The sequence below is a fragment of the Paenibacillus haidiansis genome, from assembly GCF_036553665.1.
In the GTDB taxonomy this organism is placed as follows: domain Bacteria; phylum Bacillota; class Bacilli; order Paenibacillales; family Paenibacillaceae; genus Fontibacillus; species Fontibacillus haidiansis.
Genome location: NZ_JAZHPZ010000005.1, coordinates 151,411 through 177,246 on the forward strand (window position 1 = coordinate 151,411; position 25,836 = coordinate 177,246).

A 25,836-nucleotide genomic window follows, 5' to 3' on the forward strand; every position below is an offset into this window, starting at 1 on the left:
GCTTTCCTCGTAGGATAGTATATTTTTTTCGAATGGGATATAACAAAAAAAGATATCTTCATTAATTAATAAAGCCCCTACCCGCCGATTCGGCGGTAGGGGCTCAAAAGCTATGGCCGGACGATCACCAATTGTTCCCCGATACTCGGATGACGTTAAAGTTCGGAGATTTGTTTTCGCCGTAAATGGCCGCGATGCCGGGATTGTTCACCTTGACATTGGTGAAGCTCGCCGCGCCGATAACCGGTCCTTGACCGTCTTCGGCTTTGGCGACCAGCTTAATGCCATACCGGGCCGGATTGTTGATCGTAATATTCTCCAGGCGGACATTCTGCATCGGAAGATTCTCCGGAGATTTGGACTGGAACATTAAACCGAAATAAACCGGGTTATTGATATCGACATTCTTTACCAGAATGTTCTTGAAGTCTCTGTCTCCGCCGTAGAACCAGATGGCTCCAAAGTTTTGGTAATCGTTGATCTTGTCGTCGGCTCCGACGCTGGTCCAGAAATCTCCTCCCGTACGGTCCAGTGTAACTCCGTCGATGACGGTGTCCATATCGCCGAAGCCCAAGGTGTTGTAGCCGAAGCTTAAGCTGCTGACCGTAACGCCAGGATAAGTTAAGGTATCGGCCCCGTACAGATTCTGGAACAGGTTGTTTTGACCGCCGTAGACGGCGAAAGCGGCCGCACGCCGAACATTGGTGGCGGTCAGGTTGGTGTACTTGTTGCCTACATTGTAGGAACCGCCGGCATCGATCGCACTGAACAAGGCAAACGCATCGTCGCCGGTACCGCGCGCGTAGTTGTTGTCGATGACATTGTAGGAAGAACCGTTGGTCATGTTGATGCCGTCGGCGAACATGTTCTTGATCCGGTTATTCTTAAATGTATTGTTTGAGGAGTTCACGCCCCAATACAGGCAAATAAAATGCTCGGCCCAGACGTTCTGGATCGTGACATTTTGCATGCCGTTTCCGTCAATGAACTTGCCGGGGCCGTCTTGTCTGTAAACATAGTTGCCCCAGGCGGACAAGTCTTTGATGGTCGAACCGTTAGCCGCAGAGCTGATGTTGAAGCCGACATCGGTATTCGTTTGGTTCTGCGGGGCCACCAGTCTGGTATGCCATGGTCCCGCGCCGATAATTTCGGTAGCCCGCCCGTACAAGTAGATCTTGGACGAGATGGTCCATTCTCCGGCGGGAATGAAGATCCCCTTCTTGCTCGGATCCTGTCTGAACTCGTTCAGTGCTTGCTCGATCGACTTGCTGCCCGATACTTCCACATATTTGCTTGGGTCCGGGTTGGAAGCCGGCGGAGCGACATTCTCCGTCTCGATCATATCCACGTAGATCCAAGGAACGTCCCCGGCGTCTTTCTGAATCTTGATTTTGGTGCCGGCCGGATAGACCTGGTCCAGCATGAGCTGCGAATCTTCGTAGAGCCAATAAGCTTTGGAGCCCGAGTTATTATAACCCAGCTCACCAAGCGTGCTTGGAGTCGCGTATACGTAGGAGAACTTCGAGCTAACGTTAAAATTGCCTTTGTCGACGCCGTCCGCATAAATGCTGACGGTTCCGGTCGTATTCTCCGCAACGGCGTTCCGAAGCACGAATGCATTGGCCGGCGAGGTCAGCGTAAATTCCACATATTCTCCGGTCGCATCCAGATAAACGGCCGAACGTCCTGATGCTTCGCCGGCAAAGTCGCCGGGCGTAAAGTTTGGAGCAAGCTTCGTGCCGTTCGTATTGTTCGAGGAAGCCTCGGCTTCCAGGATGGTAAACGGCATGTTGGCTCCCCGTCCGGAATACAGGCTTGCCGTACTTACATTGTTCGCTTGCTTGGCGGCGATTTCGTTAGCGTCCGCCGCTACCGTTGTCGTTACGGTGTAGCTGCCGTTGACCGCGTTCCATGTACCCATGGTTACGCTGGCTGATGCCCCTGCGGCCAAGGCCCCGCTATAGGATCCGTTAAAGGTTTGAATCGCGGTGCCCGCCGCGTTCTTCAGAACCAGCGAGATGCTGTGGGTGCCGCCGGCGGAAGCGATATTGCCTTGGTTCTTGAGGTTTACGGTAAAGGCTACGGTGTTACCGGCGCTTGGATTGCCGGGCGTCCAAGTGGCGGTTGTAACCAAGTCCGAGCTTTGAACCTGGCCGATGACAAGCTGTGACGAATGGGTATAGCTGTTGTTCGAGTTGTCGGTCTCGATGACGGTATTGTTCTCGTTGATCTTGGCGGTGACCGAATAAGAACCGGCTTCCTTCGCCCCGATGTTCGCGGAGACGGTCGCCGATGCCCCTGCGGCAAGCGCGCCGACGGAGGCGGCTCCGACCTTGGCGCTGCCCAGATAGAAGTTCACATCCGTCGACGTAGAGGCTTTCGTACCGGCATTGTGTACGGTTGCGCTAAGCGTAATGGCGCTGGTCTCAATTGGAGATGCGGGTGCCCAAGAGATGCCGGTCACTTTAAGATCCGGATTAGGCGCCGGCGTGCCGAGGATCTGGAATTCGGCGACCTGTCCGCCGGGCGCTCCGGAGTTGGAGGTGAACCGGAGCTGTACGCTGCTGGCCGCGGCATTGACGGGAATCGTCACGGTGTTTTGCGAAGCCGGATTGAACGTATAAGCGGCGGCGGACACCAGGTTCGTGAAGGTTGTCGAGTTCTGATCATGCCCGAGAACTTGAATCGTTTGCGTGCGCGTCGCCCATTCGCTCGACGGGTTCAGCTTGATGACGACCGACGTGATGTCGGCGTCGGCTCCAAGATCAACGGTGAGCGTACCCGGATGACCGCCGGCCTCCCAGTAGGTGCTCGTATCGTTATCGATGGCGTTAGCCGCGGCATAGGTGAAGGTCGAAGAGGATGCCGTAGCTGTTTTGCCGATGGCCAGGTTCGTATCATTGCCTCCGCCCGAACCGTTCCGCGTCACGGAATTGCTCGGCGCCGAGGCATTGCCGGCGGCGTCCTTGGCAATGACATAGTAGGTAACCGTTGCGCTCGCCGGTTGATTGTCCGTATACGCGAGCGTCGAACCGTTCACACTGCCGCGGAGTTGGTTATTAGCGTAGATGTCGTACCCGGTCACGCCGACATTATCCGTCGAGGCGCTCCAGGCAAGACGAATTGTACCCGAGGTCGGCTGGGTAAAGGTCAGGTTGGCCGGGGCCGCAGGCGGTTCTGTATCTGTGGCATTGCCCTTTATAAAATTGATCCAGTTGATATTGAAGTCATATCCGCTGGCATAGAGGCGAAGTGTTTGCTGCCCCGCGCTAAGCGTTACACTCGCGGTGACCGTCTGCCAATTCTGCCAGCCGCCGGTGTTCGGCACCGTCGTGGTTGCAAGGGTCGTCGTGCCGGATTGAAGCTGGAGCTTGCCGGTAGAAGCGTTGCTGGCTACCCGATATTCCACGGTGTACGTGCCGGCCTCCTGCACATTGACGTTGTAATCCAGCCAGTCTCCGACATGGATCCAGCCCACGTTAAGGCCGCCGCCGGTATCGGTCGTCGCCTCGGTCTGAATTCCGTTCATCGCACTGTAGTTTTCCGCTTCGATTTTGCCGGGAATCGCAGCGGTTTCGGCCGGTGAACCGGAGCCGTAGAGCTCCAGCTCGGAGATTTGGGCCGCCGGCCAACCCGTGTTGGCGGTGACTTCGATCCGCACGTAGCGTACACTGGCCGCTTCAAAGCGGATCATCACCGTATTCCCTGTACTTGGGTCGAACGTATAGCTATCCGAGCCCTTGAGATCGGAGAAGCCGGTACCATTCGCGCTTCCTTGGATGGATAGCGTCTGCGAACGGCTCTCCCAGCCTGACGGCAGTTTCAGTACGACTTGGTCAACGGATACGGCACTGCCGAGATCAACCTGGGCCCATTGCGGAAAGGCGTTGTTCGTGCTTTCCCAGTAGGTGGCCGAGTTGCCGTCCGTAATATTGGACGCTACATAAACGTCGGCATGGCCCGATTCCGTCACGGGCTTGCCTGCGGCCAGGTTCGGACCGTCCGCGGCTTGTGCGGAGCGGGGAAAACCCCCGGGCGTCAGGAACGTTCCTATAGCCAGGGTTAAAATACAAATCCAGGCGACAATGCGTCTTTGGCTTTTCACGAACTTCATTCTCCCTTCAAAATAGAGTTTCTTAAGTCCGTACCGCTTGGTTGCATGCTGCAACTGACACATTATGTTTCATTTGCAAATGTAAGCGATTCCACGAAACTTAACATCCCTCCCATTCTATTTAAACAAATAATATAATGTCGTATAGTGATTATATTAAGGAAACTCTTCCAAATAAAGGAGTAAATCTATCGATATTATGTGCGGGATTATGATTCGACGGTTTAAAATTATTTTCCCACATACTCCACCGCGTAAATATGCGTCTTCGTTAAATCAATAACCTCTTGAATAAACTCCGCTTGAGACTCCCGGAAATCGGTTTGGATCCAATTCAGGATCAGCCCAAAGAAGCCGTATGCCGTATACCGCTTGAAATAATCCATATTGACGGGGATGTGGTTGATGGTTTCGAAGATGAACTGTTCTTGATAGATCTTTAGGATCGTTTTCGGGAATCCCGTGTGAAGCCCGGGCAAAGTATCATCGTATTTGATCAGCTCGAAAAAATCCCGGTGTTCATAAATATAGGAAACGATATTGAAAGACGGCGCGTTAAGCTTCGCTGTATATACTTTTTGTCCGGAAATATAGGGCTTACCAACGGAATCTTCCAAACCTTGAAGCATCGTAGCGAGTAATTCCTCGGCCAAATCGATTTTATCCTGGTAGTGCACGTAGAAGGTGCTGCGGTTATATGCGGCGTCATCCACAATGTCCGTGACCGTGACGGCATGATAACCTTTCTCTTTAATGAGCTTGATGAAGGAGGATTTAAAGTGTTCTTTTGTTCGGTTCCGCCGTGGAGATGTCGTCATAATTTGTTCGTGATCCATGAAAAAACCTCCCGAAATAGACATTTAGGCACAGAGTGTCTAATAGGTAGACATTTAATAATAACTTAATGATTGTTAAATGTGAACAGAATAGTACAATTTAGATGTGAACAAAATAGTACAAATTTTCATTTTAATAATTGCTTCTATTTAAAATGCAAATAGTGCTATTGACAATATTGTACTGGGGGAATCCAAGATGGGTAAACTTCAAAATAAAGTAGCCGTGATTACCGGTGGAGCATCAGGTATCGGTGCGGCGACAGCCCGTTTGTTCGTTTCGGAAGGCGCCAAGGTGGTTCTTGTCGACCTGAATGAAGAGAAGGGAACGGCGTTTGAGCAGGAGTTGAAAGCGCTTAACGCCGAAGCTCTTTTTATAAAAGCAAATATTACCAGCGAGGAAGATGTGGCCAATATCTTCAAAAAGACCGTAGAAGCCTTCGGCAAGGTTGACGTGGTGTTCAACAATGCGGGGATCGGCCGCGTTCATTCTTCGCATGATCTGGAGTACTCCGAATGGCGCAACACGGTAAATGTCGATCTGGACGGCGTATTCCTGGTAGCCCGTGAAGCCATCCGCGAAATGCTGAAAACGGGCGGAGGCAGCATTGTAAATACCGCCTCCATGTACGGCTGGGTAGGTTCGCCCGGTTCGGCGGCCTATAACGCGGCCAAAGGCGGCGTCATTAACTTGACTCGTTCGCTCGCGCTGGAATACGCGGAACAAAACATTCGCATTAACGCCTTGTGCCCCGGCTTTATCGATACGCCGATTATTCCGGAAGAAAGCAAACAGGCGTTGGCTGCGGTCACTCCGATGAAGCGTCTCGGTCAAGCGGAAGAAATGGCAAAAGCCGTTCTGTTCATGGCCAGCGACGACTCGACGTTTATGACCGGGAACACCTTGACCGTTGACGGCGGATACACCGCTCAATAATTGTATAACCTATGGTAGCTAGGATTCCAAAATTAATCATGATTTATATATTGGGAGGCTTTCAAAATGAGTAAATTTGATGGAAAAGTAATCGTCATTACAGGTGCGGCAGGCGGAATCGGCAAAGCGACCGCGAAGAAACTGGCGGAGCAAGGTGCGAGCCTGGCTTTGGTCGATTTGAATTTGGATGCCGTGAAGCAAGTCATCACGGATCTGGGTCTGGAAGATTCCAGAGCGATTGCGCTGCAAGCAAATGTCTCCAAAGAAGAGGAAGTTAAAGCCTACGTCGATGAAACCGTTAAAAAATTCGGAAAGATCGACGGGTTCTTCAACAATGCAGGTATTGAGGGAACTACCGCAAATGTAGAAGATTTCCCGACGGAAATCTTTGAAGCTGTTCTGAATGTCAATGTGAAGGGCGCATTCTTCGGACTCAAATACGTTGTTCCTGTGATGAAAAAGCAAGGCTACGGCAGTATCGTGAACACTGCTTCGGGCGCAGGCCTGATCGGTTCGCCCGGCTTTGTCGGTTACAATAGCTCCAAGCATGCCGTAATCGGCATGACCCGCGTGGTCGCCTTGGAAGTGGCCCCGTTCGGCGTGAGAGTGAACGCCGTAGCCCCTGGGGTTATCAATACCCGCATGATGCGTCAAATTGAAAAGAATACGGTGCCTGAGGATGCCGAAGGAGCAAAAAAAGCATTCGGCGCCGCAGTACCTATGGGCAGATACGGCGAAGCCGACGAAGTAGCCAATGTGGCCATCTTCTTGCTGTCTGACGACGCTTCCTACGTGTCCCAATCCATCTATACCGTTGACGGCGGTCAAATGAACCAATAATAATTGTTACCCTTTAAGCGAGGAAATAAGGTCTTAGCCTGGTAGTGTACCGGGCTAAGACCTATTTTTATGCCTTATTTCATTAGGGGCATGGAAGCCCACCAAAATCTTCGGGAATGTTTAGGAATTACAATTGATGTCTTGCTCAAACATCTATATAATATAGGTGGATTTTGGTAACAGTTCCAATGTATGATATGAACGATAAGCTATGCCCCAATTGATGTCGTATTTTGCGCGTTGGCCTCGCAACAGTTACATTATCGGGATGCGCGTCTACCGGGGAAAACCCCGTCTACAAGGAAGGAACTGAGGTATTGTCGAGCCTTGGGTCGAATACGCCCTAAGAAATGGAGTTGCGTTAATCGAGATAATCAGAAAAACAAGGATTCAAACAAAGCTCTACGAAACCTACCGCCATCTTACGGTCATCGATATACATAACCACGATGCCGCTAACCCAGTTGCTATCAGGAATTAGAGGGAACGGCATCGACTGTTTCGTTTTATTCGGTAATATTTCAGAACAAAGTGTCAAGTACACGGACCATTTGGCCTGGCTGGAATATCAGAAGAATCCCTCCGAGGATTTTCGATTTATGGGTGGAGGGCGTGTCCATCATTCAGCAAAATCTGAAGAAAAATTGTTTGAATATTGGAGAAGTAGCTGCCACTTCAACTTATTCGGAACCCTTATCCAGATCTTTATAGAAAGAACTAATGTTGACAAGGAGTGGTCAAAGTGATATTTGAAAACCCAGAATATTATAATTTTTATAAAGCTGAGAATGAATTAAAAAAGGGATACGATAATTTTTTAAAATACATAGAAAAGATATTGAAAACCCAAGGAATTGAAATGGTTATTAGAACAATAAAAGTTTCAGGGATAGCTGTAGATCTATATGGAAATCAAAAACAAAAAAAAGTATTTCATGATGTTATTGCCCATCTTTTGTTGATCGTGGAGAATAATGAAAAGCTGAAAATTAATAAACTAGTTACCGAATCCTTAATATTTGAGGAAGTTATAGCTAGTTTTTATCATATGCGATCAAAGTATTTTGATGAAAATGAAAAACTAGAGGATAAATATAAGATAGTATCTTATTTAATTTCGCTTGAGAGATTTCTAAATTCATTAAGTTCTAATTCAGGAATAAGCAAAGATTACAGTAAAAAAACTGCGATGTTCGACTCAGTTATTGAATCTACAGGCATGATTCTAAAAAACTTCATGTTTATGAAATATGAATTTAGTGGTAGTAACAAGGATATTCCATCAGAATATCAAGATGTTTCAACCATGCATTTTATTTTTAGCGCGTATTGGAATGATATAAATGATTTGCTTGAATATTGGAAGTACTCAGATTTATATATTGAGAATAAAGATAATAAAACAACTTTTGAAATTAAAGATAAAGAATTTGAACTAAATAATCTAATATCAAATGAAAGATTTATTAATTTACGTGAGGGTTGGCAAATGAGTTCAGTTGGTGAAATTATAAATAGCTTTAAGGAAAGCAAGCAATTACAAAATGAAGTATCTAAAGCTACTGACAACTTGACTTACTTATTTGCTACTTTATACTTTGGAACAGCTACTTTAAATAAGAAAGTTGAGAATATTTTTCTTTCGGACTGGATTCGGGCATATCAAATATTAACTCAAGAAAGCAAAAAGTTTCTTCAGTATAAAAAAAGAGTAGAAAATAACAATAAAATAAAAAATGTTTGTTTGAGTAAAACAAAAAAAATGTGGAAAGAACTTTATAAAAGAAATGGATTTACTAGTTCTGAATTCGAGATCATATTTGAACTCTTAACATTTAATAATAAATCTCAAGATTTAATAGATTGTCCGTTAATTAAAGTGGATGATCAATATATTGTTATTCCATCTCTTACAGCAAAGGCTGACCCTGCTAGAGCACTTGCTTCAAATTTTTTGAATAAAAATATTAATCTGGATTTTAAAGGCTCGGGGTTTGAGGATAGAGTTAGAGCAGGGTTTAATTTAAGAAAAATTAGAAACTCTAGGTTATATAAGAAAGATGACGAAACAGAATATGAATGTGATGTTGCCTTTATTATTGAGAATGATATTTTCTTTGTTGAATGTAAGGCTCATGTGCAACCATATACTACAAGGCAACACACAAATCATTTATATAAACTATATAAGGAAACTTTACAATTGAATAGGATAGCAGATTTTTTTAGCAGTAATATTTCTCTAGTAAAAAAGCAACTTAAGCTAGATGATGAGTTTAAAGTTCGAGATGTCCATCGTATTTTAATAACAACATCTATGTTAGGTACACCATTATATGTTAATGGAGTATACATTATAGATGAGTCTTCATTTACAATGTTTATAGATAGAACTCCTCCCTCATTAATGCTAGTTAATAATGGGGTATTCAAGCAGCAATATACAGAAAATTTTGATATTTATCATGGAGAAATAACTGTAGATAAAATAATCGAATTTTTAAAGTCACCCCCTCAAATACATTTTATGAGAGAGTTTTATTCAGATAAACTGATACATCACAAATTATATGATATTAAAAGAAATGTAAAAGTTAAAAAAACTATCTATATGGGAGACGAAATTAATAATATGAACCAGGAATTAATAGAAAAATTTTACTCGGGTCAAATTGACATATGACAATCTTTTTGTTTGTTTCTTAATTTGTTATTAAAACATCTTAGACATAAATCTATCTTTAGCCTTCATAATACCCAAACGCCCTACAATCCTTCTTCTCCTGATTAATTACCCAAACCATCAACCTTCTCTTAGAAGAATGATGGTTTTCTTTTATTCCTGATGCAGTCTTCAAAAAACCATGAATAGCTCCGAAGGTCATTAGATCAATATGATTTACAAACAGATTAATGTGGATTTGGTCTTCTGCCTGCTTCAGTAAGAATTTTTTCATTGCCTGAAAGGTGCTGAAATAGAGTATGTTGTAGTCATTAGAAAGCGGGAAGTTAATTAGTGTATCATGGATGGGTATAATCTCTCCGTAAAAATAAACTTCAATAGCATCATCGAATGACTCCAAAGAAACATTGAGATACTCCATAATTTTTCCTTTCTCAAAAGAACCGTCTCTTTATTCACATTTTAGTGCATATAAGCATTATTTACAAATAAAATAAGAATATAATGATCTGTTTATGGGCACAATGCTTCTCTAATCTGATAGAGAGGTGGTAAATTGTGCTGCTGCAATTAATCGGTGAACGGATAAAACAATTACGGAAAGAACAGGGTCTTACGCAAGAAGAGCTAGCCGAGAAGGCCGGAGTCAATGCATCCTACATAGGAACTGTTGAACGCGGGGAGCGAAATATTTCGATTGAGACTTTGGAAAAAATTATTCAAGGCCTAGGAATTCCCCTGGAATTAATGTTTCAATTTCATGAGACCGATGATATCGATGCCAGGACGAATAAAGCTGAAGTAATCACGGCGATTAGTTCTTTAATGCATTCTCGTTCTTTGGAAGAAAACAAGCTTGTCTTCCGCGTGATTAAAGATATTCTAAATACGATGGATGCTAAGAATGAATTAAAGAATTTATAATAATATTAAGTCCACCCTATTAGTGACATCGGAACCTTTGGTTAAACCGATACATAATGGGGTGTTTTTTCTTTCGATGATTGAAATCAAAGGAGAGAGTTCAGATGAAAGCACTGCTGCTGCAAGATAAAGGACAATGGAATGATATGAAGACGGCGGAGATTCAAACGCCCAAGCCCGGCAAAGGCGAAATACTGGTCGAGGTTCATGCGGTCGGATTAAATCCTGTCGATTATAAAACGGCGACCGGCGGCAATCCCAACTGGACGTATCCCCATATTCTCGGTTTGGACGTGGCCGGGGTCGTGGCGGAAACGGGGGAAGGGGTAACCGAGTGGAAGCAAGGGGACCGGGTCGTTTATCACGGCGACCTGACGAAAAGAGGTGGATACGCCGAGTACGCCTTGGCAACCGCGCATACGGTTTCGCGCATACCGGACCGGATTTCGTTTGAAGATGCCGCGGCGATTCCGACGGCAGGCTATACGGCTTACCAGTCGCTGTTCCGCAAGCTGCCGATGGAACGGGTGGAGACGATTCTCATTCACGGAGGCGCCGGCGGGGTCGGCGGATTCGGGGTCCAGTTGGCAAAGCTGGCCGGGAAAAGGGTCATCTCGACAGCATCCGCACATAACCACGAATATGTGAAGTCTCTCGGCGCCGATCATGTTATAGATTATCGTACCGAGAATATCATCGACCGGGTCATGGAGATTACGGGCGGACGCGGCGTCGATGCCGTAGTGGATGCGATCAGCAGACAAAGCGCCACGGATTCTTTGGACCTGCTTGCCTTTATGGGGCATCTCGCGTTTATTGCGGGCGCGCCCGACTTTACCAAAATCAAACCTTTCTCCAAAGTGGTTTCCTATCATGAAATCGCACTTGGGGCAGCCCATCAATCCGGTGATTTTAAGGCTGAACATGACCTGGCCGTCATCGGGGATGAAATGCTCGCGTTGATGGAACGGGGGAAGCTCTCTTCCATGTTAAAAGAAGTGATCGGGCTTGAGCAGGTACCCGAAGCCTTGAACCGCCTCTCGGAACGCCATGTGCAAGGGAAGATTGTGGCCAAACTGAAATAAAAGCCAAAAAGAAAGGATTGGCGCCCGCTCTTTTCGAATCGGGCCGCCAATCCTTTTGTCCGCTTATGATTTATTTGATTCTTGGAAATCCGAGTGCATATTGCTTCGGCAGCTCAATTTCTTTACGAAGCGCCGTAGCGGCCTCCAGCGTCCAGTGAGGATTTCTCAGCATGCCTCTGCCGACGGCCACCAGATCCGCATCCTCATTTCCGATCACGGCGTTGGCCAGCGACGGTTCATCCAATCTTCCGACCGCAATAACCGGCACATCCAGGGCTTGCCGGATTTCTCTGGCCAAAGGCACTTGATAGGCAACATGCGTTCCCGGTCTTCCCGCGGCGGCAATTTGCCCTTCTCCGCCCGCACTGATGTGGAACATATCCACGCCCGCTTTTTGGTACTCTTTTGAAAATTCGATGCTTTCCTTGATTCCGTACCCGTTCTCAACGTATTCCCTCGCGGAAATTCTCATAATCAGCGGCATATCCTCAGGCATTTCACTCTTGGCCGCTTGAATGATCTCCTTGCCGAATTTGGTCAAATCCGCGCCATATTCATCCGATCTTTTATTGGTCAAAGGCGAATGGAATTGATGAATCAAATAACCGTGGGCACCGTGAAGCTCGATCGTATCGACACCGGCCTTAACGGCGCGGCGAACGGCGATGCGGAATTTTTCGACCATGTCTTTTACTTCTTGCGTGGAAAGCGCTCTTGGCGTCTTCGAATGTTCATCGAACGGAATCGCGGATGGAGCAACCGGTACGTCGGCGTCCTCCGCTTTGCGTCCCGCATGGGCGATTTGAATGCCAACCTTCGCGCCGTATTGATGACAGGCCTCTACGATGCGTGCCAGTGCCGGAATTTGATCATCCGACCACAGGCCAAGATCATAATCCGTAATGCGTCCGTCGGGTTCCACGTCGGTCATTTCGATAATAATCAGGCCGGTACCGCCGATCGCACGGTTGACATAATGCAAATAATGCCAATCGTTTGCTATTCCGTCTTTGGCTGAAACCGAATATTGACACATCGGTGGCATAACCACACGATTCTTTAGCGATAAACCTTTAAGCTGAAACGGGGTAAATAAATGTTCCATATAAAACGCTCCTTTTATATGTAGTAGCGCACATTATACCTTTGCCGGCACATCATCCAAATATACATGCATGCGCATGCATGTATATTAGCATGGGATAGAAAGCAATGTCAAACCACCCCGCTGTATGCTATATTACAGAATTTCAGGGGTGAAAGTTGCGGATATGTTGTTCCATCTCTTGTTGAACCGTGCCTGTGGAAAAAATCTTTTCAAGGGCCTCATTCAGTGTCGAATAAGCCCTTTCCAGCTTTTCCTCACCTTCTTTGGTCAAAGAAGTATAGATCGCTCTACGGTCATCGACGCAGATATGCCGCTTTAGAACACCGCAGCCTCTTGCTTCAAACCGGCTGACAAGTCTGGACATGGCGCTCTGACTTAAGCCGACCATGTTTTGCAGCTGGTGCAATTTTAGCTTTTTTTCGGGCGCCTCGGATAAAAACAAAAGCACGTAGAACTCTTTTAATGATAATTGATGATTGGTCTGGAGAACGCTTTCCAATTCATTCGTAATCTTCGTTTGTATATTCGTAAACGCCAACCAATTCGTTATCAATTGACTATTTGGAGTGGAGCTCATCATTATCACCTGTGCATGTCCATATTTCTAACCGGAATTATTGACCTTATCTTACAAGCAAACAAATGGCTAGTCAAACCGGGGGCATCTTTATCCATGATTAAATTTCTTGATAAAATAAGCAAGTGGGGCACAAAGTATATCCCAATCGGATTCAGGAGGGAAGGCATGTTAGCTGTTTTGAAGCAAGCCGGGAACGGGTACGTCGCCCGTTTTGAACGCCATTTTGCGCACGCTGTCGAGGAAGTCTGGTCATGGCTCACGGTAAATGAAAAATTAGAGCAGTGGTTTCCCGAGCTGGAGGTGGATGATCTCCGGAAAGGCGGAGTCATTAAGTTCAACATGCAGGATGGCACATTTGAAGAACTTATGATCATTTACATGGAGATTAATTCCGTACTTGAGTACACCTGGGGCGAAGACACGGTCCGGTTTGAGTTGTATCCCGAATCGGATGGATGCAGACTGGTGTTGATCGAAAAGATCCACCAAATTACAAACCATACCCCGAAAGACCTGGCCGGTTGGCATGTCTGCCTGGATGTCATCAAATCCTTGTTGGGTGAACTAACGATGGACTCCCGCAAAAAGGAATGGGAGAAATGGTATGAGGAGTACGTTCGGTATATAGATACATTATAGGAACCTGCAAGTAATTAAAAAGACCCACGCGCAGCCATATCGGCCGCGCCTGGGTTCTTTGATGTCGGGGCGTTCGTTATTTCGCCGGAATCAGTATTTTCTGTCCGATATGGATCAATTGCGGATTCGCCAGCTTGTTGTAAGTGGCGAGAGCTTGCCATGTCGTGTTGTGGGCAAGCGCGATGCGGTAAAGGTTATCACCTTTTTTGACCGTATAGACGGTGTCCTTCGATACGGCAGCGCTGCCGGCCGTTTCCTTAGCCGGTTCTTCCTTGGCCGGCTTAGCCGCGGCTTCCGGAGCCGGGGCCGGCGCTTTCTCCGGCGTTGTTGCCGGAGTTTCCTCCTGCTCAGGCTTTGGAGCCGGTGTCTCCGGTGCTTTAGCAGGTCCGGCGTCGGCTGTCTCGCTAGCCACCGTCAGCTTGAATTTGGCGTAGCCGTCTTCCGTATCCGCGAGGTACGCCAGGTTGCCTTGCTCCGCCGCGGCCGCTTTCGCTGCCGGCGAAGTGGAGAACGTGACGTTGGCGTCACCGAACGGCGCCAGCGACCAGTTGCCGTCCGCGCTCGGGTTGATCGTTCCGTTCGTGCGAATATAATCGATGATGACTTGGCGGTTCTCGTCCGGGGAAGCCAAAATAATCCGCTTGCCGTCCGGATTGGCGAACTTGTTCGACGATGCGCGGTAGTTGTTGCTGGCGACGACAAACTTTTGCTTCGGATCGATCGGCTTGCCTTCATAGGAAAGGTTGACGATCCGGCTCGATTTCTCGTTCAGCACGTTGCCTTGAGCGTCGTATTTGGCCGGCTGCGTCACATCGATTTGATAAGTAACGCCGTCAATGACATCGAAGTTATAGGTCGGGAAGTCATAGTTGACCAAAGCCTGTTCTTCGGCGCTCTTGGGATCGATTTGATTGAACTGTCCCGCAGTCCATTCCAACCATTCCTTGACCTCCGCCCCCGTAACGAGCACGGCGTTGACCGTGTTGGAATACAGATACAGGTCGGCTACATTCTTGATGGCGATGTCGCCGGCCGGGATATTGGTATAATAGCTTGCGCCTTGGCGTCCGCCCGCTTTGAACGGCGCTCCAGCCGACAGAACCGGCAGACCTTCATAGTCCGTGCCTTGCAGCTGTTGTTCGACGTACCATTTCTGCGCGTTGGTGACGATTTGAATGGACGGATCGTCCTGGATCAGTGCAAACCAGCTGTTGATCGGCGCGGTCGTCTTGCCGACCGGTCCGCGAATATAGGCGAGAGTATTCTCGTGATCTTCTTCGACCGCATCCCAGATTTCCTGATCGGCGTCCACAAGCGGAACCTTATTGACGGTGTCATAGATCGGTTTGACGGACACGGCGGAATCCTTCACGGTCCATTTCCCGTCCGCTTGCTCGAGCGTCAAATCGATGATGCCCAGATTGTTGCCGTAGAACCCCGGTTCAACGGCGGGAACGCCATTGATCGTCCCTTTTTCCAGATCAACGCCGGCCTTGCCTTCAAAGGAAGCGTCCGGGAACACTTTGTGCGCATGTCCGAACAAAATCGCGTCGATCCCTTCCACTTTGCTCAGGTACAGCACGGAGTTTTCCATCAGCGGCGTTTGCGGAATGTCCTCGAAGCCGGAGTGCGGTACCGCGATAATGATGTCGGCGCCTTCTTCCTTCATCTTAGGCACGAATTTCTCAGCCGTTTCCACGATATCCTTGGTAATGACTTTGCCTTCCAAATTTGCTTTATCCCAGGACAAAATTTGCGGCGGCACGAAGCCGATGACCCCGACCTTCAAAGTATGCTTGGCCCCGCTGTTGTCGGTTACTTCCTTATCCAAAATAATGTACGGAGTAAAGAAGTTTTTATCGTTCGAGGGATCCCCGTCTTTGTCGTCTATGTAGATGTTTGCGTTCACATAAGGGAAATTCGAACCTTTCAGCGCGGTATCCAGAAAATCCAGTCCATAGTTGAACTCGTGATTGCCCAAATTGCCGGCATCGTAATCCAGCAGATTCATCGCCTTATAAACCGGATGCGTCTCGCCATCCTGGAGCGTATCGACCGTGGCGACGTAATCGCCCAGCGGGTTCCCTTGAATCAAGTCCCCGTTGTCGATCAGGACGCTGTTCTTGGCTTCTTCGCGCGCCTGCTTGATGAGCGTTGCCGTTTTAGCCAGACCGTACTCGTCCGTTGGCTTGTCCGTGAAATAATCGTAGTTGACGATATTCACGTGCAAATCGGTGGTCTCCAGAATGCGGAGCTCCACGGTAGCACCGGCGGTGCTGTCGGCCGCGAAGGCGGTGAAAGGCATGGCTGCCAGGCTGGCGGTCAGAATAGCCGACATCATGATGAGTTTTGGACTTCGAAACTTAAACAAATTCATTCCTCCTCGATTTTTGTACTGCCGAACAAGTGCAAATGTTACAAACTAAATAAAACATATCAAATTGTATCCATTTTAAGGGATATGGGCGGAAATGTCATGGGCTTTTTGGAGGGATGGGAGAGGGATGTCAGCTATTTTTTTCTAGTTAATAGGCCGCCTTTTTAAATAATAGAAGACCCCTTCCAGGATGAAAGGAGTCTTCAGTGGATAATAAATTGTCTTGGTGCTATACGTTAAAATTTAATCTTCTCCTGTAGGAATCCCTTCAGGTCGGCGATCGGCATGCGGACTTGCGTCATGGAGTCGCGCTCGCGGACGGTGACTTGGCCGTCGGTTTCGGACTCGAAGTCGTAGGTGATGCAGTACGGCGTGCCGATCTCGTCGTGGCGGCGGTAGCGTTTGCCGATGGAACCCGTATCGTCGTAATCGACCATGAAGTCGGCCGTCAATTCTGCAAATACACGTCCGGCGCCGTCATTCAGCTTCTTCGAAAGCGGGAAGACGGCGGCTTTGAACGGTGCCAACGCCGGGTGCAGATGAAGCACGGTCCGGCTGTCGTCGCCTTCAAGCTGCTGTTCTTCATAGGCATCCACAAGGAACGCCAGCGTCACGCGGTCCGCGCCGAGCGAAGGCTCGATGCAGTAAGGAACATAGCGTTCGTTCGATTCTTGGTCGATGTAGTTGAAATCTTCGCCGGAATGCTCCATATGCTGCTTCAGGTCGTAATCGGTCCGGTCGGCGATGCCCCACAACTCGCCCCAGCCGAACGGGAAGCGGTATTCGATGTCGGTCGTCGCGTTGCTGTAGTGGGACAGTTCGTCTTCCGAGTGATCCCGCAGGCGCATATTTTGCTCGTTCATGCCGAGCGTCAAGAGCCAATCGCGGCAGAAAGCGCGCCAGTATTCGAACCATTTCATATCCTCGCCGGGCTTGCAGAAGAATTCAAGCTCCATTTGCTCGAACTCGCGCGTCCGGAACGTAAAGTTGCCCGGGGTGATCTCGTTGCGGAAGCTTTTGCCGATTTGTCCGATACCGAACGGCATTTTCTTGCGCATCGTGCGCTGCACATTTTTGAAGTTGACGAAGATGCCTTGCGCCGTTTCCGGGCGCAGATAAATTTCGTTCGTACTGGTCTCCGTAACGCCTTGGAATGTCTTGAACATGAGGTTGAACTGGCGGATGTCCGTGAAATCGCTGCTGCCGCAGTCCGGGCAGACGATGTTGTGTTCTTTGATCAAATCCATCATTTGATCGAACGACAGGCCGTCGACCACCATCTCGATGCCTTTGGCTTCCAGGGCGTTCTCAATGATCTTGTCCGCGCGGTGACGGGCTTTACATTGCTTACAGTCGATCATCGGGTCATTGAAGTTGCCGACGTGGCCGGAGGCCACCCAAGTCCGGGGGTTCATCAGAATCGCCGCGTCGAGACCGACGTTATAAGGCGATTCCTGAATGAATTTTTTCCACCAGGCGCGTTTGACGTTGTTCTTCAGCTCGACGCCGAGCGGGCCGTAATCCCAGGTGTTCGCCAGGCCGCCGTAGATTTCCGATCCCGGGAAGATAAATCCGCGGTGCTTGGCCAGCGCGACGACTTGATCCATTGTTTTGCTAGTGCTCATGGTTAAACTCTCCTTTGTATTTGGGTTTGCTATGCTTGCTTGAGATGCTTAAGAATGAAAAAACTCTCGTCTCTAAGCATCATACATTGATGCCTAGGGACGAGAGCTCTTTGCACCCGCGGTTCCACCCTAGTTGACGATCCGGTGTTTAGGGGATCGCCCTCTTTTTGGAGGCGTATCGGCTCCGGACTGCCGTTTCCCTGATGCCGCTCCCGGGCTCCCACCATCCCCGGATCGCTAAACAAGCTAGCCAATCAAGTACTATTGGTCCATCACAGCCATATCATCCTTCTCGTAATATTACCGAAGAATCGAACAATATTCAAGAGCGGCACTTATATATTGTTTCTTCCTATAGATTTTATTCGGTTTATATATTGGACCAATAGAGTAGCCGTGATCTATGATCTAAATTGTAAGGAATACGATGGGGGGATAGCCGGATGTCCATTTATGAGTTTCAGGTCAATTCGATTCAGGGGAAGCCCGTTAAGCTATCCGGTTACTGCGGCAAAGTGCTGATCATCGTCAACACGGCGAGCAGGTGCAGCTACTCACGCCAATTCGCCGGCCTCGAGCGGCTTTACGAAACATACCGTGGGCAAGGATTTGAAATCCTCGGATTCCCCTGCAATCAATTCAACGGGAAGGAACCGGATGATAGTCCGGAAGTAGCACGATATTGCAAGGCTAACTTCGGGACAACCTTTCCGCTATTTGAAAAGGTTCAGGTGCGAGGGCCATTTGCCCATCCTTTATTTTCGTATTTGACGCGGGAGGCTCCGTTTCAAGGTTACGACGTGCAGACGGCGGAAGGGCTTCGGATGCGGGATTTCCTAAGGGAAAAGTACCCAGAAATTTATGAGGGTGACGGGATCAAGTGGAACTTTACCAAGTTTTTGATCGACCGGGGCGGGCGTGTGTACAAGAGATACGAAACGACGACCAAACCGTCGGACATCGAGGCGGAGGTTGCCTCGCTTCTGCAATTAAGCAAGTAACCCATTAACCCAAAGGACCGGGGAAAAGAAAATGAACGCTGCCAGTCGGACAATAGCATAAATTTGAGCACCCCGCATGGGAAAAATGATAGAATGGGAGTGGATGAAAGAGATAAAGATCTGATAAGGAGTACGATATGGCGGAATTCGTCTATAAGCAAATTATCGATGACCTAAAGGCCAAAATTTTTGCCGGGCAGTTTGCCAATATGAGATTGCCGGACGAGCGGAGCCTGAGCGAAGCTTACCGGGTTAGCCGCAGTTCCGTGAAACGTGCCCTGACCAAAATGGAGCATGACGGAATTATTTTCAAAAAGCAGGGGTCGGGAACCTTTATCAATCCCCTATATATAAAGAATGAATCAATTTTTAACTATGAAGGCTCCAACCTGGGGGTTACCGACAATTTTCATATGCACGGCATTAAGCCTACAACGAAAGTGCTGAATTTCGAGGTCATTCCGCCGACGGAAGAATTGCAGCGCGATCTGTTCCTGGAGCGGCATGATTTCGTATACAAAATCGTGCGTCTGCGGTTGTTTGAAGACGAGCCCTTTATGATCGAAACCGGCTATATCCCGATAAAAATTGTTCAAAATCTGAACCAGAGCATCATCGAGGGATCCATTTTCAATTACTTGGAGGATGCGCACAACCTCGCCGTAACCAAATCGTTTCTGTCTATCTTTGCGGAGCCGTCCAACCCGAATGACCGGGAACTGCTGCTGCTCAAGGAAAATGAACCGGTAGGCATCATGGAAGGCATATTCTTCCTGGATAACGGAACACCTTTTGAGTTTTCCCATATGCGGTTCCACTACAAATACATGAAATTTAATACATTTGTATCGGTTCAACGATGAGACTGAAGAAAGCTTCAGTCTTTTTTTTGTTCCCCGAATTGGAAACCTCCATTATTCATACTATGTTCAATATTTCACAAAATTGGACCGTATCATTTTTGTGAAAAAGTCGTTATGATAGATACATAAGTGAATTGTTTCACAATATTGTGTAAAAAGATAACGGGAATGGAGTGGAGAGAATCATGGTACTGTCAGCTACGCAAGTCGATTATTCGTCCAAAACTTATTTGGCCAAACTCGATGCCTATTGGCGCGCAACCAATTACATTTCGGTAGGCCAGCTTTATTTGAAAGACAATCCTTTGTTGCAGGAGCCCCTAAAAGAATCGGACGTCAAAGTGAAACCGATCGGACACTGGGGCACGATTCCGGGGCAAAACTTTATCTATGCGCATCTCAATCGCGTCATCAACAAGTATGATTTGAACATGTTCTATATTGAAGGGCCCGGGCACGGCGGCCAGGTCATGGTTTCCAACTCTTATCTGGACGGAAGCTATACGGAAATTTACCCGCAAATTACCCAAGATATCCCGGGCATGAAGAAGCTGTTCAAGCAGTTCTCCTTCCCGGGCGGTGTTGCGTCCCATGCCGCTCCCGAAACGCCGGGCTCCATTCATGAAGGCGGCGAATTGGGCTATTCGCTGTCTCATGGCGTCGGCGCGATTTTGGATCATCCCGATCTGATCGCCGCGGTGGTGGTCGGTGACGGGGAAGCGGAGACCGGACCGCTCGCCGCATCATGGTTCTCCAACCGGTTCATCAATCCGGTTACGGACGGCGCCGTATTGCCGATTCTGCATCTCAACGGATTCAAGATCAGCAATCCGACGATTCTGTCCCGCCAAAGCAATGAGGAACTCACCGCTTATTTCAAGGGCATGGGCTGGGAGCCGTACTTTGTGGAAGGCTCGGATCCTGAACAAATGCATCCGGAAATGGCGAGAGTATTGGATACCATCATTGAAAGAATCGAAGCCATTCAAGAGAACGCGCGCGAGAACAACGACCTTACCCGTCCGGCATGGCCGATGCTCGTCTTCCGTTCCCCGAAAGGCTGGACCGGTCCGAAGGAATGGGATCATGTGCCGAACGAGAATTCGTTCCGTGCCCACCAGGTTCCGATTCCGGTGGACCAAAAGAATATGCAGCATGCTCCCGCTTTGATCGAGTGGCTAAAGAGCTACAGACCGGAAGAATGCTACGACGACAACGGTCGCTTGAAGCCGGAAATCGCCGAAATCCTGCCTAAAGGCGACAGACGCATGGGGATGAACCCGGTGACCAACGCGGGTAACCTGATCAAAGACTTGCGCTTGCCGGATTTCCGGGATTACGCCCTGGATAATTCCGTGCCGGGCAAAGTCGTGGCGCAAGACATGTCCGTTCTCGGCAAGTACGTAAGAGATGTAGTAACCCTGAACGAAGACAACAAAAACTTCCGGATCTTCGGGCCGGACGAAACGATGTCCAACCGTTTGGCACCGGTGTTCGAAACGACGAAGCGCCAATGGATGGACACAATTATCGAGCCTAACGACGAATTCCTGTCCCCGTATGGCCGGGTCATCGATTCGCAATTGTCCGAGCATCAGGCGGAGGGCTTGCTCGAAGGGTACGTCCTGACCGGCCGCCATGGTTTCTTTGCAAGTTACGAAGCATTCCTGCGCGTAGTCGACTCGATGATTACGCAGCACTTCAAATGGCTGCGCAAAGCGACGGACCAAGGCTGGCGCGCGGACATTCCGTCCTTGAACGTGGTGGCGACCTCTACGGTATTCCAGCAGGATCATAACGGGTATACCCACCAGGATCCGGGCCTGCTCGGCCACTTGGCGGATAAGAAACCGGAATTTATCCGCGAGTATTTGCCGGCGGATGCCAACTCCTTGCTGGCCGTGTTCGATACGATCCTGAACGATCGTCAAAAGATCAACCTGATCGTCTCGTCCAAGCATCCGCGCCCGCAATGGTTTACGGCGGATGAAGCGAAGGAATTGGTCGACAAGGGGCTCAAGATCATCGACTGGGCGAGCACGGACAATGGCGGAGAACCGGATATCGTCTTTGCCTCCGCGGGGACGGAGCCGACGATGGAAAGCCTGGCGGCGATCTCCATCCTGCACGAGAAATTGCCGCAGCTGAAAATCCGCTACATCAACGTGGTCGACCTGCTCAAGCTGAGAAGCCGAAAGCTGGATCCGCGCGGCCTGTCCGACGAGGAATTCGACGGCATCTTCACCAAGGACAAACCGGTGATCTTCGCCTTCCACGGGTATGAAGGTCTGATCAAGGATCTGTTCTTTGAGCGTCACAACCATAACCTGCATGTTCACGGGTACCGCGAAAACGGCGACATCACAACCCCGTTCGATATGCGGGTACTGAACCAAATGGACCGTTTCGACCTGGTGAAGGAAGCGGTGCTGAGCTTGCCTGAGGCTGATAAGTACGCAGCTATCGCGGATGAAATGGATGCGATGGTGAAGAAGCATCACGAGTACATCCGTGAAGAAGGCTTCGATTTGCCGGAAGTGGAAAACTGGGTGTGGAAAGGACTCAAATAACCGGATTGTTGCCTGCAAAAAGGCAATAATTTGATGCAAAAGAGGGCTGTCCCAAAGTAATTGCAACTTACTTTTGGGGCGGCCCCATTTTTGTAATTGGGAAACCGGGAAGGGAAATGGTACAGTAATAGTAAGCTCGAAAATACATATGGCGGAGGTTTGTCATGCACACGAAATTAACCTTGATGAAGCAGCTGGAAGACGCCGGAATAGATCGTCAAGGAACCTTGCTCATGCATTCGTCGATGAAGAAAATCGGCGAGGTTGACGGCGGAGCCGACACAGTCTTGGATGCGCTTTCGGAATATATGAAAGACGGACTCCTGGTTTTGCCCACCCATACCTGGTCTTATATTAACGCAGATAATCCGAAATTTTACGTCGAAACATCCGAAGTATGCGTCGGCATTCTTCCCGAGCTGTTCCGCAAGCGCCCGGGCGTGGTACGTTCGCTTCACCCGACCCATTCCGTGGCCGCGCTCGGCAAGGACGCGGCTGAATTCACGGCGGGAGACGAACGATGGGACACGCCTTGCCACCGGCAGTCCGCTTGGGGCAGGCTGCTCGACCGGCAGGCCACGATCCTGCTCGTCGGCGTCGACCTGCGCAGAAATACGTTCATCCACGGCATCGAAGAGTGGGTGGACATCCCGGGAAGACTGACCGACGGACATGAGCAGCTGTACACCGTGCTCGGTGACGGTACGGAAATTCCCGTCCCCTCGCGGCGTCACTGCGGCCTGTCATGGTCGGAGCATTTCTGGAAGGTCGAGAGCGTCCTTGAAGATGGGGGAGCATTAAGCCGCACCCGCCTGGGCGATGCCGAGGTGCTGGTATGCGACGCGGCCAAGACGACGGAGATTCTTACCGATATGCTGCGGGCCAATCCGGACTTATTCTCGGATAATGAGCCGCTCCCAAGCTAGAAGTCAGGCAAGACGATAAGGAAACCGGCTGCCGCATCAGTGCAGCTGGCTTTTCCATACGGAGATGTTCTCCAATTCGGTTCTATAGAATTTGCGTAATTATTCTTGAATACTCCGGTAAATTGGCGGGGAGATCCGTATTCTCATAGTAAAGAGAATTCCCTTTTAATAGAATATCCTTTTTCATCACTTCATTATAGAGCACAGCTTTGCATGTTTTACAGCTCTTATTGCAAAGGGTCGAAGTTTTCCACATGGACATGGGTGTCTTTCCGTAAAGAATGCTTGAAAAACAGCGTCTGGAAGTTGTAATGTGCACATACGGATAAACCAGCTCTCTTGCCAGCTTGGGTATATTAAAGTCTGAGTTATCCTCTTTTGCCGACAAATTTCCTTGCAGCTTGTTTTCGAACTGAATTCCTGCGATCTGGTACTTACGCATAAATGCTAAATTGGGAAAGAATTCACCGGCAGTGGTCTGCAAAGCCTCCTTCGATTCATCGTCCAGCTTAGCATAGTAATTTAAAATAGATGGACTTTTCTTCGTTTTATTCAGCAGTCTGCCCCAAATAAGTTTGAACCGGCCGGGATAATTGTTGTGAATAAAGTACAACATTCCGAAATCATTGATGACTAATTCATCCCATACCGGTTCCTCATATGCTTCTTTTATTAAATGCCCCATCACATCCATACTTTCATCGGTCATGTACGGAGTAACTAATGTTAGCTTGATATGTTTTTTTTCACAAAAAAGGATGACCGACTGCAGCTCTTTTAACGTTAGAAAGGTCTGGGGACAAAACTCCTGTCCGTAATACAGACGTTGATACCGGCTACTCTCGTCTGTCAGCTTACTTAAGTTATCAACCATGACTGCTTTTTCCATATCGTTTATCCCCTTAAACGTTTATGAACTCCATCTACATTGTCAAGAATTTCCGGGTAGTAACAATGCGTAATGAACTTTTCGCCGACCCATTTGTTATTGCAGATTTGTGAGGAAATTTCCTGATAATATTGTTCAAAGTTATCCGCCTCGCGGCACAAATCTACAGCCGAACGCACGAACCGGATATCCTTTAATATCTGATCTCTATCGGAGGCCCTGCTTACCAGCTTTAAACTGGTTATCGGGAGTTGATCGAGATAGTATAAACTGCAAACTCCGCAATCGCCTTTATTGTCCAATATCCAATTCAGTTTATCCTCAAGAAGTGGCAATTCGTACGGTTCGGGAGTGACGGATTCGACAATGTTGTATCTTAAAACGCAAGGCGGATTATAAATGATGCCTTCGTCGTTATTAATAAACCGGGTTCCATGCACAAAATTGCAAAAACCATCAATATAAGTACAACCCTCGTTTTTGATAAACACCTCAAATTCAATACCCGGCACGCTATCTATAATTTTGCTCATTTCGGCTATAGACAAGGAACGGGGTAGGATCAGCCGATCAGCAGGGATCTCCTTGGCATACATTTCTGCGGTATACCGGTTAAAAACGGTTCCCCCCGTGCTGATATGAACATCAACATCCGTTTTTTTACCGGCGAAATAACTTGCCAAACCAAGATCTGCGAAAATAATGGCATCTACTTCACATCGGACGGCTTGTTCCAAATAATGATTGATGATCTCAAGCTGTTTATCGTTATAACAATGTTCATTCATGGTAAAAAACACTTTACATCCAAAGGAATGCGCAATCTCCACAACCTCTGCAAGTTCGCGAAAACTGGAGAAGTTAGCATCAGGCCACGGCCGACGGTTTACCGCAACTATATAGTTATACCGATTCAACCAATCGTTATCGATAACGCCGCAATAAAATTCCTCGGCCCCTGCCTGTATAAAGGGTTCTAGATCTTCCACCGACACTAATCCGGTACAAATGCGCATATTAATGCCCCTTTACAAGAGTTTTAACTGATTTTGACTGATGAGCGATAACGGCTTTAAGTATAATAATCATCCATTCTCGAAACAGATCGCATGCATCTGCCTGCAGTTGATCAACCAGCAAATTGCAGCGCCCTCCACACATATATCTCGCAAAACAGCTTTTGCAAGGTATCACATCATCAACGGATTCGATGCAGCCCAATTCGGCAATCGGTTTTTCCAAACCGGCTTGATAATAGGCATTGCATCGAAAGAGCTTCCCCTCTCCGCTGACATATAATGATTGAACTCCTTCCTCACAGGGAAACAATTTGTTTTGTCTCTGAACCAGCCTGGATATTGCTTCTCCAATACTCTCATAATCAATTAATTCACCATAGGAGGGAACGGAATAACGAAACTGTTCTACAATGCTATTCCCTTTATCGATCTCCTCGTTGGAATAAAAGGGAATGCAGCCGCTATGCCACTTTTTAAGGAAAAAGTCCATGTAAGCTGTTGGAAGGGCAGGACCCTGCACAGCTGCTTCGCCGCTATACTTTACAGGACTCTCCAGAACACTCAACTCACCCAGATGGTAACGGCTCACAAGCTCATCAATCCGCTCATCTGCTTCTGTCGTATTCTTCAGTTTGTAAATAGACCTGATGTTCACAAAATTGGAGAGGTCAATTGCCCTTTTATGGCTTTTCATGTCAAAAATATATCTGTAATCCGTTACATCTGTATATTTTTCCGTTTTGTGAAAATTGCCACTTTCGATTTCATACAAGTAGATAACTTCCGGCGAAAAACGGATCAGGATTGCATCAGTACTCAT

At 48.1% G+C, this 25,836-nt stretch carries 20 protein-coding genes; 10 read left to right on the forward strand and 10 right to left on the reverse strand.

All coding sequences use genetic code 11. The features are described 5' to 3' along the window. Positions 1-124 precede the first annotated feature (124 nt). Both V3851_RS12295 and V3851_RS12300 read right to left on the reverse strand, forming a co-directional pair. Entirely contained in the window at positions 125-4,114 is a 3,990-nt protein-coding gene (locus V3851_RS12295) for a carbohydrate-binding protein (RefSeq protein WP_331846830.1), read from the reverse strand. Positions 4,115-4,344: 230 nt separating this feature from the next. Further along, entirely contained in the window at positions 4,345-4,950 is a 606-nt protein-coding gene (locus V3851_RS12300) for a TetR/AcrR family transcriptional regulator (RefSeq protein WP_331846831.1), read from the reverse strand. A gap of 199 nt (positions 4,951-5,149) precedes the next feature. On the opposite strand from V3851_RS12300, the gene V3851_RS12305 reads away from it, so the two are divergent. The 3 genes from V3851_RS12305 (at position 5,150) to V3851_RS12315 (ending at position 9,410) form a co-directional block, all read left to right on the forward strand. Continuing rightward, entirely contained in the window at positions 5,150-5,887 is a 738-nt protein-coding gene (locus V3851_RS12305; protein WP_331846832.1) for an SDR family NAD(P)-dependent oxidoreductase, read from the forward strand. 66 nt (positions 5,888-5,953) lie between these two features. After that, positions 5,954-6,727, forward strand: a complete 774-nt coding sequence (locus tag V3851_RS12310) for an SDR family NAD(P)-dependent oxidoreductase (protein WP_331846833.1) — start codon at positions 5,954-5,956, stop codon at positions 6,725-6,727. A 742-nt stretch (positions 6,728-7,469) separates the two neighbouring features. Continuing rightward, positions 7,470-9,410 carry a hypothetical protein gene (locus tag V3851_RS12315; RefSeq protein WP_331846834.1) on the forward strand — a complete coding sequence of 647 codons (1,941 nt, stop codon included), beginning with the start codon at positions 7,470-7,472 and terminating at the stop codon, positions 9,408-9,410. A gap of 58 nt (positions 9,411-9,468) precedes the next feature. On the opposite strand, the gene V3851_RS12320 is transcribed toward V3851_RS12315, so the two are convergent. Then, positions 9,469-9,831 (reverse strand): hypothetical protein, encoded by a 363-nt coding sequence (locus V3851_RS12320; RefSeq protein ID WP_331846835.1) that lies wholly within the window; start codon positions 9,829-9,831, stop codon positions 9,469-9,471. Positions 9,832-9,968: 137 nt separating this feature from the next. On the opposite strand from V3851_RS12320, the gene V3851_RS12325 reads away from it, so the two are divergent. Beyond that, positions 9,969-10,334 carry a helix-turn-helix domain-containing protein gene (locus V3851_RS12325; RefSeq protein WP_331846836.1) on the forward strand — a complete coding sequence of 122 codons (366 nt, stop codon included), beginning with the start codon at positions 9,969-9,971 and terminating at the stop codon, positions 10,332-10,334. A 104-nt stretch (positions 10,335-10,438) separates the two neighbouring features. Further along, positions 10,439-11,419, forward strand: coding sequence for a zinc-binding dehydrogenase (locus V3851_RS12330; protein ID WP_331846837.1), 981 nt, complete (start codon positions 10,439-10,441; stop codon positions 11,417-11,419). Positions 11,420-11,489: 70 nt separating this feature from the next. Here V3851_RS12330 and V3851_RS12335 read toward each other — a convergent pair whose 3' ends face one another. Both V3851_RS12335 and V3851_RS12340 read right to left on the reverse strand, forming a co-directional pair. Then, positions 11,490-12,524 carry an NADH:flavin oxidoreductase/NADH oxidase gene (locus V3851_RS12335; protein WP_331846838.1) on the reverse strand — a complete coding sequence of 345 codons (1,035 nt, stop codon included), beginning with the start codon at positions 12,522-12,524 and terminating at the stop codon, positions 11,490-11,492. Positions 12,525-12,669: 145 nt separating this feature from the next. Continuing rightward, the gene (locus tag V3851_RS12340; RefSeq protein WP_331847056.1) at positions 12,670-13,104 is read right to left on the reverse strand and encodes a MarR family winged helix-turn-helix transcriptional regulator; all 435 of its coding nucleotides are present in this window, start codon (positions 13,102-13,104) and stop codon (positions 12,670-12,672) included. Positions 13,105-13,272: 168 nt separating this feature from the next. On the opposite strand from V3851_RS12340, the gene V3851_RS12345 reads away from it, so the two are divergent. Beyond that, the gene (locus V3851_RS12345; protein ID WP_331846839.1) at positions 13,273-13,746 is read left to right on the forward strand and encodes an SRPBCC family protein; all 474 of its coding nucleotides are present in this window, start codon (positions 13,273-13,275) and stop codon (positions 13,744-13,746) included. 76 nt (positions 13,747-13,822) lie between these two features. On the opposite strand, the gene V3851_RS12350 is transcribed toward V3851_RS12345, so the two are convergent. Both V3851_RS12350 and V3851_RS12355 read right to left on the reverse strand, forming a co-directional pair. Then, positions 13,823-16,123: a bifunctional 2',3'-cyclic-nucleotide 2'-phosphodiesterase/3'-nucleotidase gene (locus V3851_RS12350; protein ID WP_414859301.1), complete on the reverse strand. Its 2,301-nt coding sequence runs from the start codon at positions 16,121-16,123 to the stop codon at positions 13,823-13,825. 236 nt (positions 16,124-16,359) lie between these two features. Continuing rightward, entirely contained in the window at positions 16,360-17,730 is a 1,371-nt protein-coding gene (locus V3851_RS12355; protein WP_331847058.1) for a glycine--tRNA ligase, read from the reverse strand. A gap of 461 nt (positions 17,731-18,191) precedes the next feature. On the opposite strand from V3851_RS12355, the gene V3851_RS12360 reads away from it, so the two are divergent. The 4 genes from V3851_RS12360 (at position 18,192) to V3851_RS12375 (ending at position 23,108) form a co-directional block, all read left to right on the forward strand. Next, positions 18,192-18,749, forward strand: coding sequence for a glutathione peroxidase (locus V3851_RS12360; RefSeq protein WP_331846840.1), 558 nt, complete (start codon positions 18,192-18,194; stop codon positions 18,747-18,749). Positions 18,750-18,886: 137 nt separating this feature from the next. Beyond that, positions 18,887-19,612 carry a GntR family transcriptional regulator gene (locus V3851_RS12365; protein ID WP_331846841.1) on the forward strand — a complete coding sequence of 242 codons (726 nt, stop codon included), beginning with the start codon at positions 18,887-18,889 and terminating at the stop codon, positions 19,610-19,612. A gap of 185 nt (positions 19,613-19,797) precedes the next feature. Continuing rightward, a complete protein-coding gene (locus V3851_RS12370) occupies positions 19,798-22,182 on the forward strand; it encodes a phosphoketolase family protein (protein WP_331846842.1) in 2,385 nt (794 codons plus the stop codon). Between the two features lie 164 nt (positions 22,183-22,346). Then, positions 22,347-23,108, forward strand: coding sequence for an AAC(3) family N-acetyltransferase (locus V3851_RS12375; RefSeq protein ID WP_331846843.1), 762 nt, complete (start codon positions 22,347-22,349; stop codon positions 23,106-23,108). A gap of 82 nt (positions 23,109-23,190) precedes the next feature. On the opposite strand, the gene V3851_RS12380 is transcribed toward V3851_RS12375, so the two are convergent. Genes V3851_RS12380 through V3851_RS12390 form a run of 3 tightly spaced genes read right to left on the reverse strand, consistent with a single transcriptional unit; the run spans position 23,191 to position 25,836 of the window. Then, positions 23,191-23,997, reverse strand: a complete 807-nt coding sequence (locus V3851_RS12380; protein WP_331846844.1) for a hypothetical protein — start codon at positions 23,995-23,997, stop codon at positions 23,191-23,193. A gap of 5 nt (positions 23,998-24,002) precedes the next feature. Further along, entirely contained in the window at positions 24,003-25,013 is a 1,011-nt protein-coding gene (locus tag V3851_RS12385) for a peptidase U32 family protein (RefSeq protein WP_331846845.1), read from the reverse strand. Between the two features lies 1 nt (position 25,014). After that, entirely contained in the window at positions 25,015-25,836 is an 822-nt protein-coding gene (locus tag V3851_RS12390; protein WP_331846846.1) for a hypothetical protein, read from the reverse strand.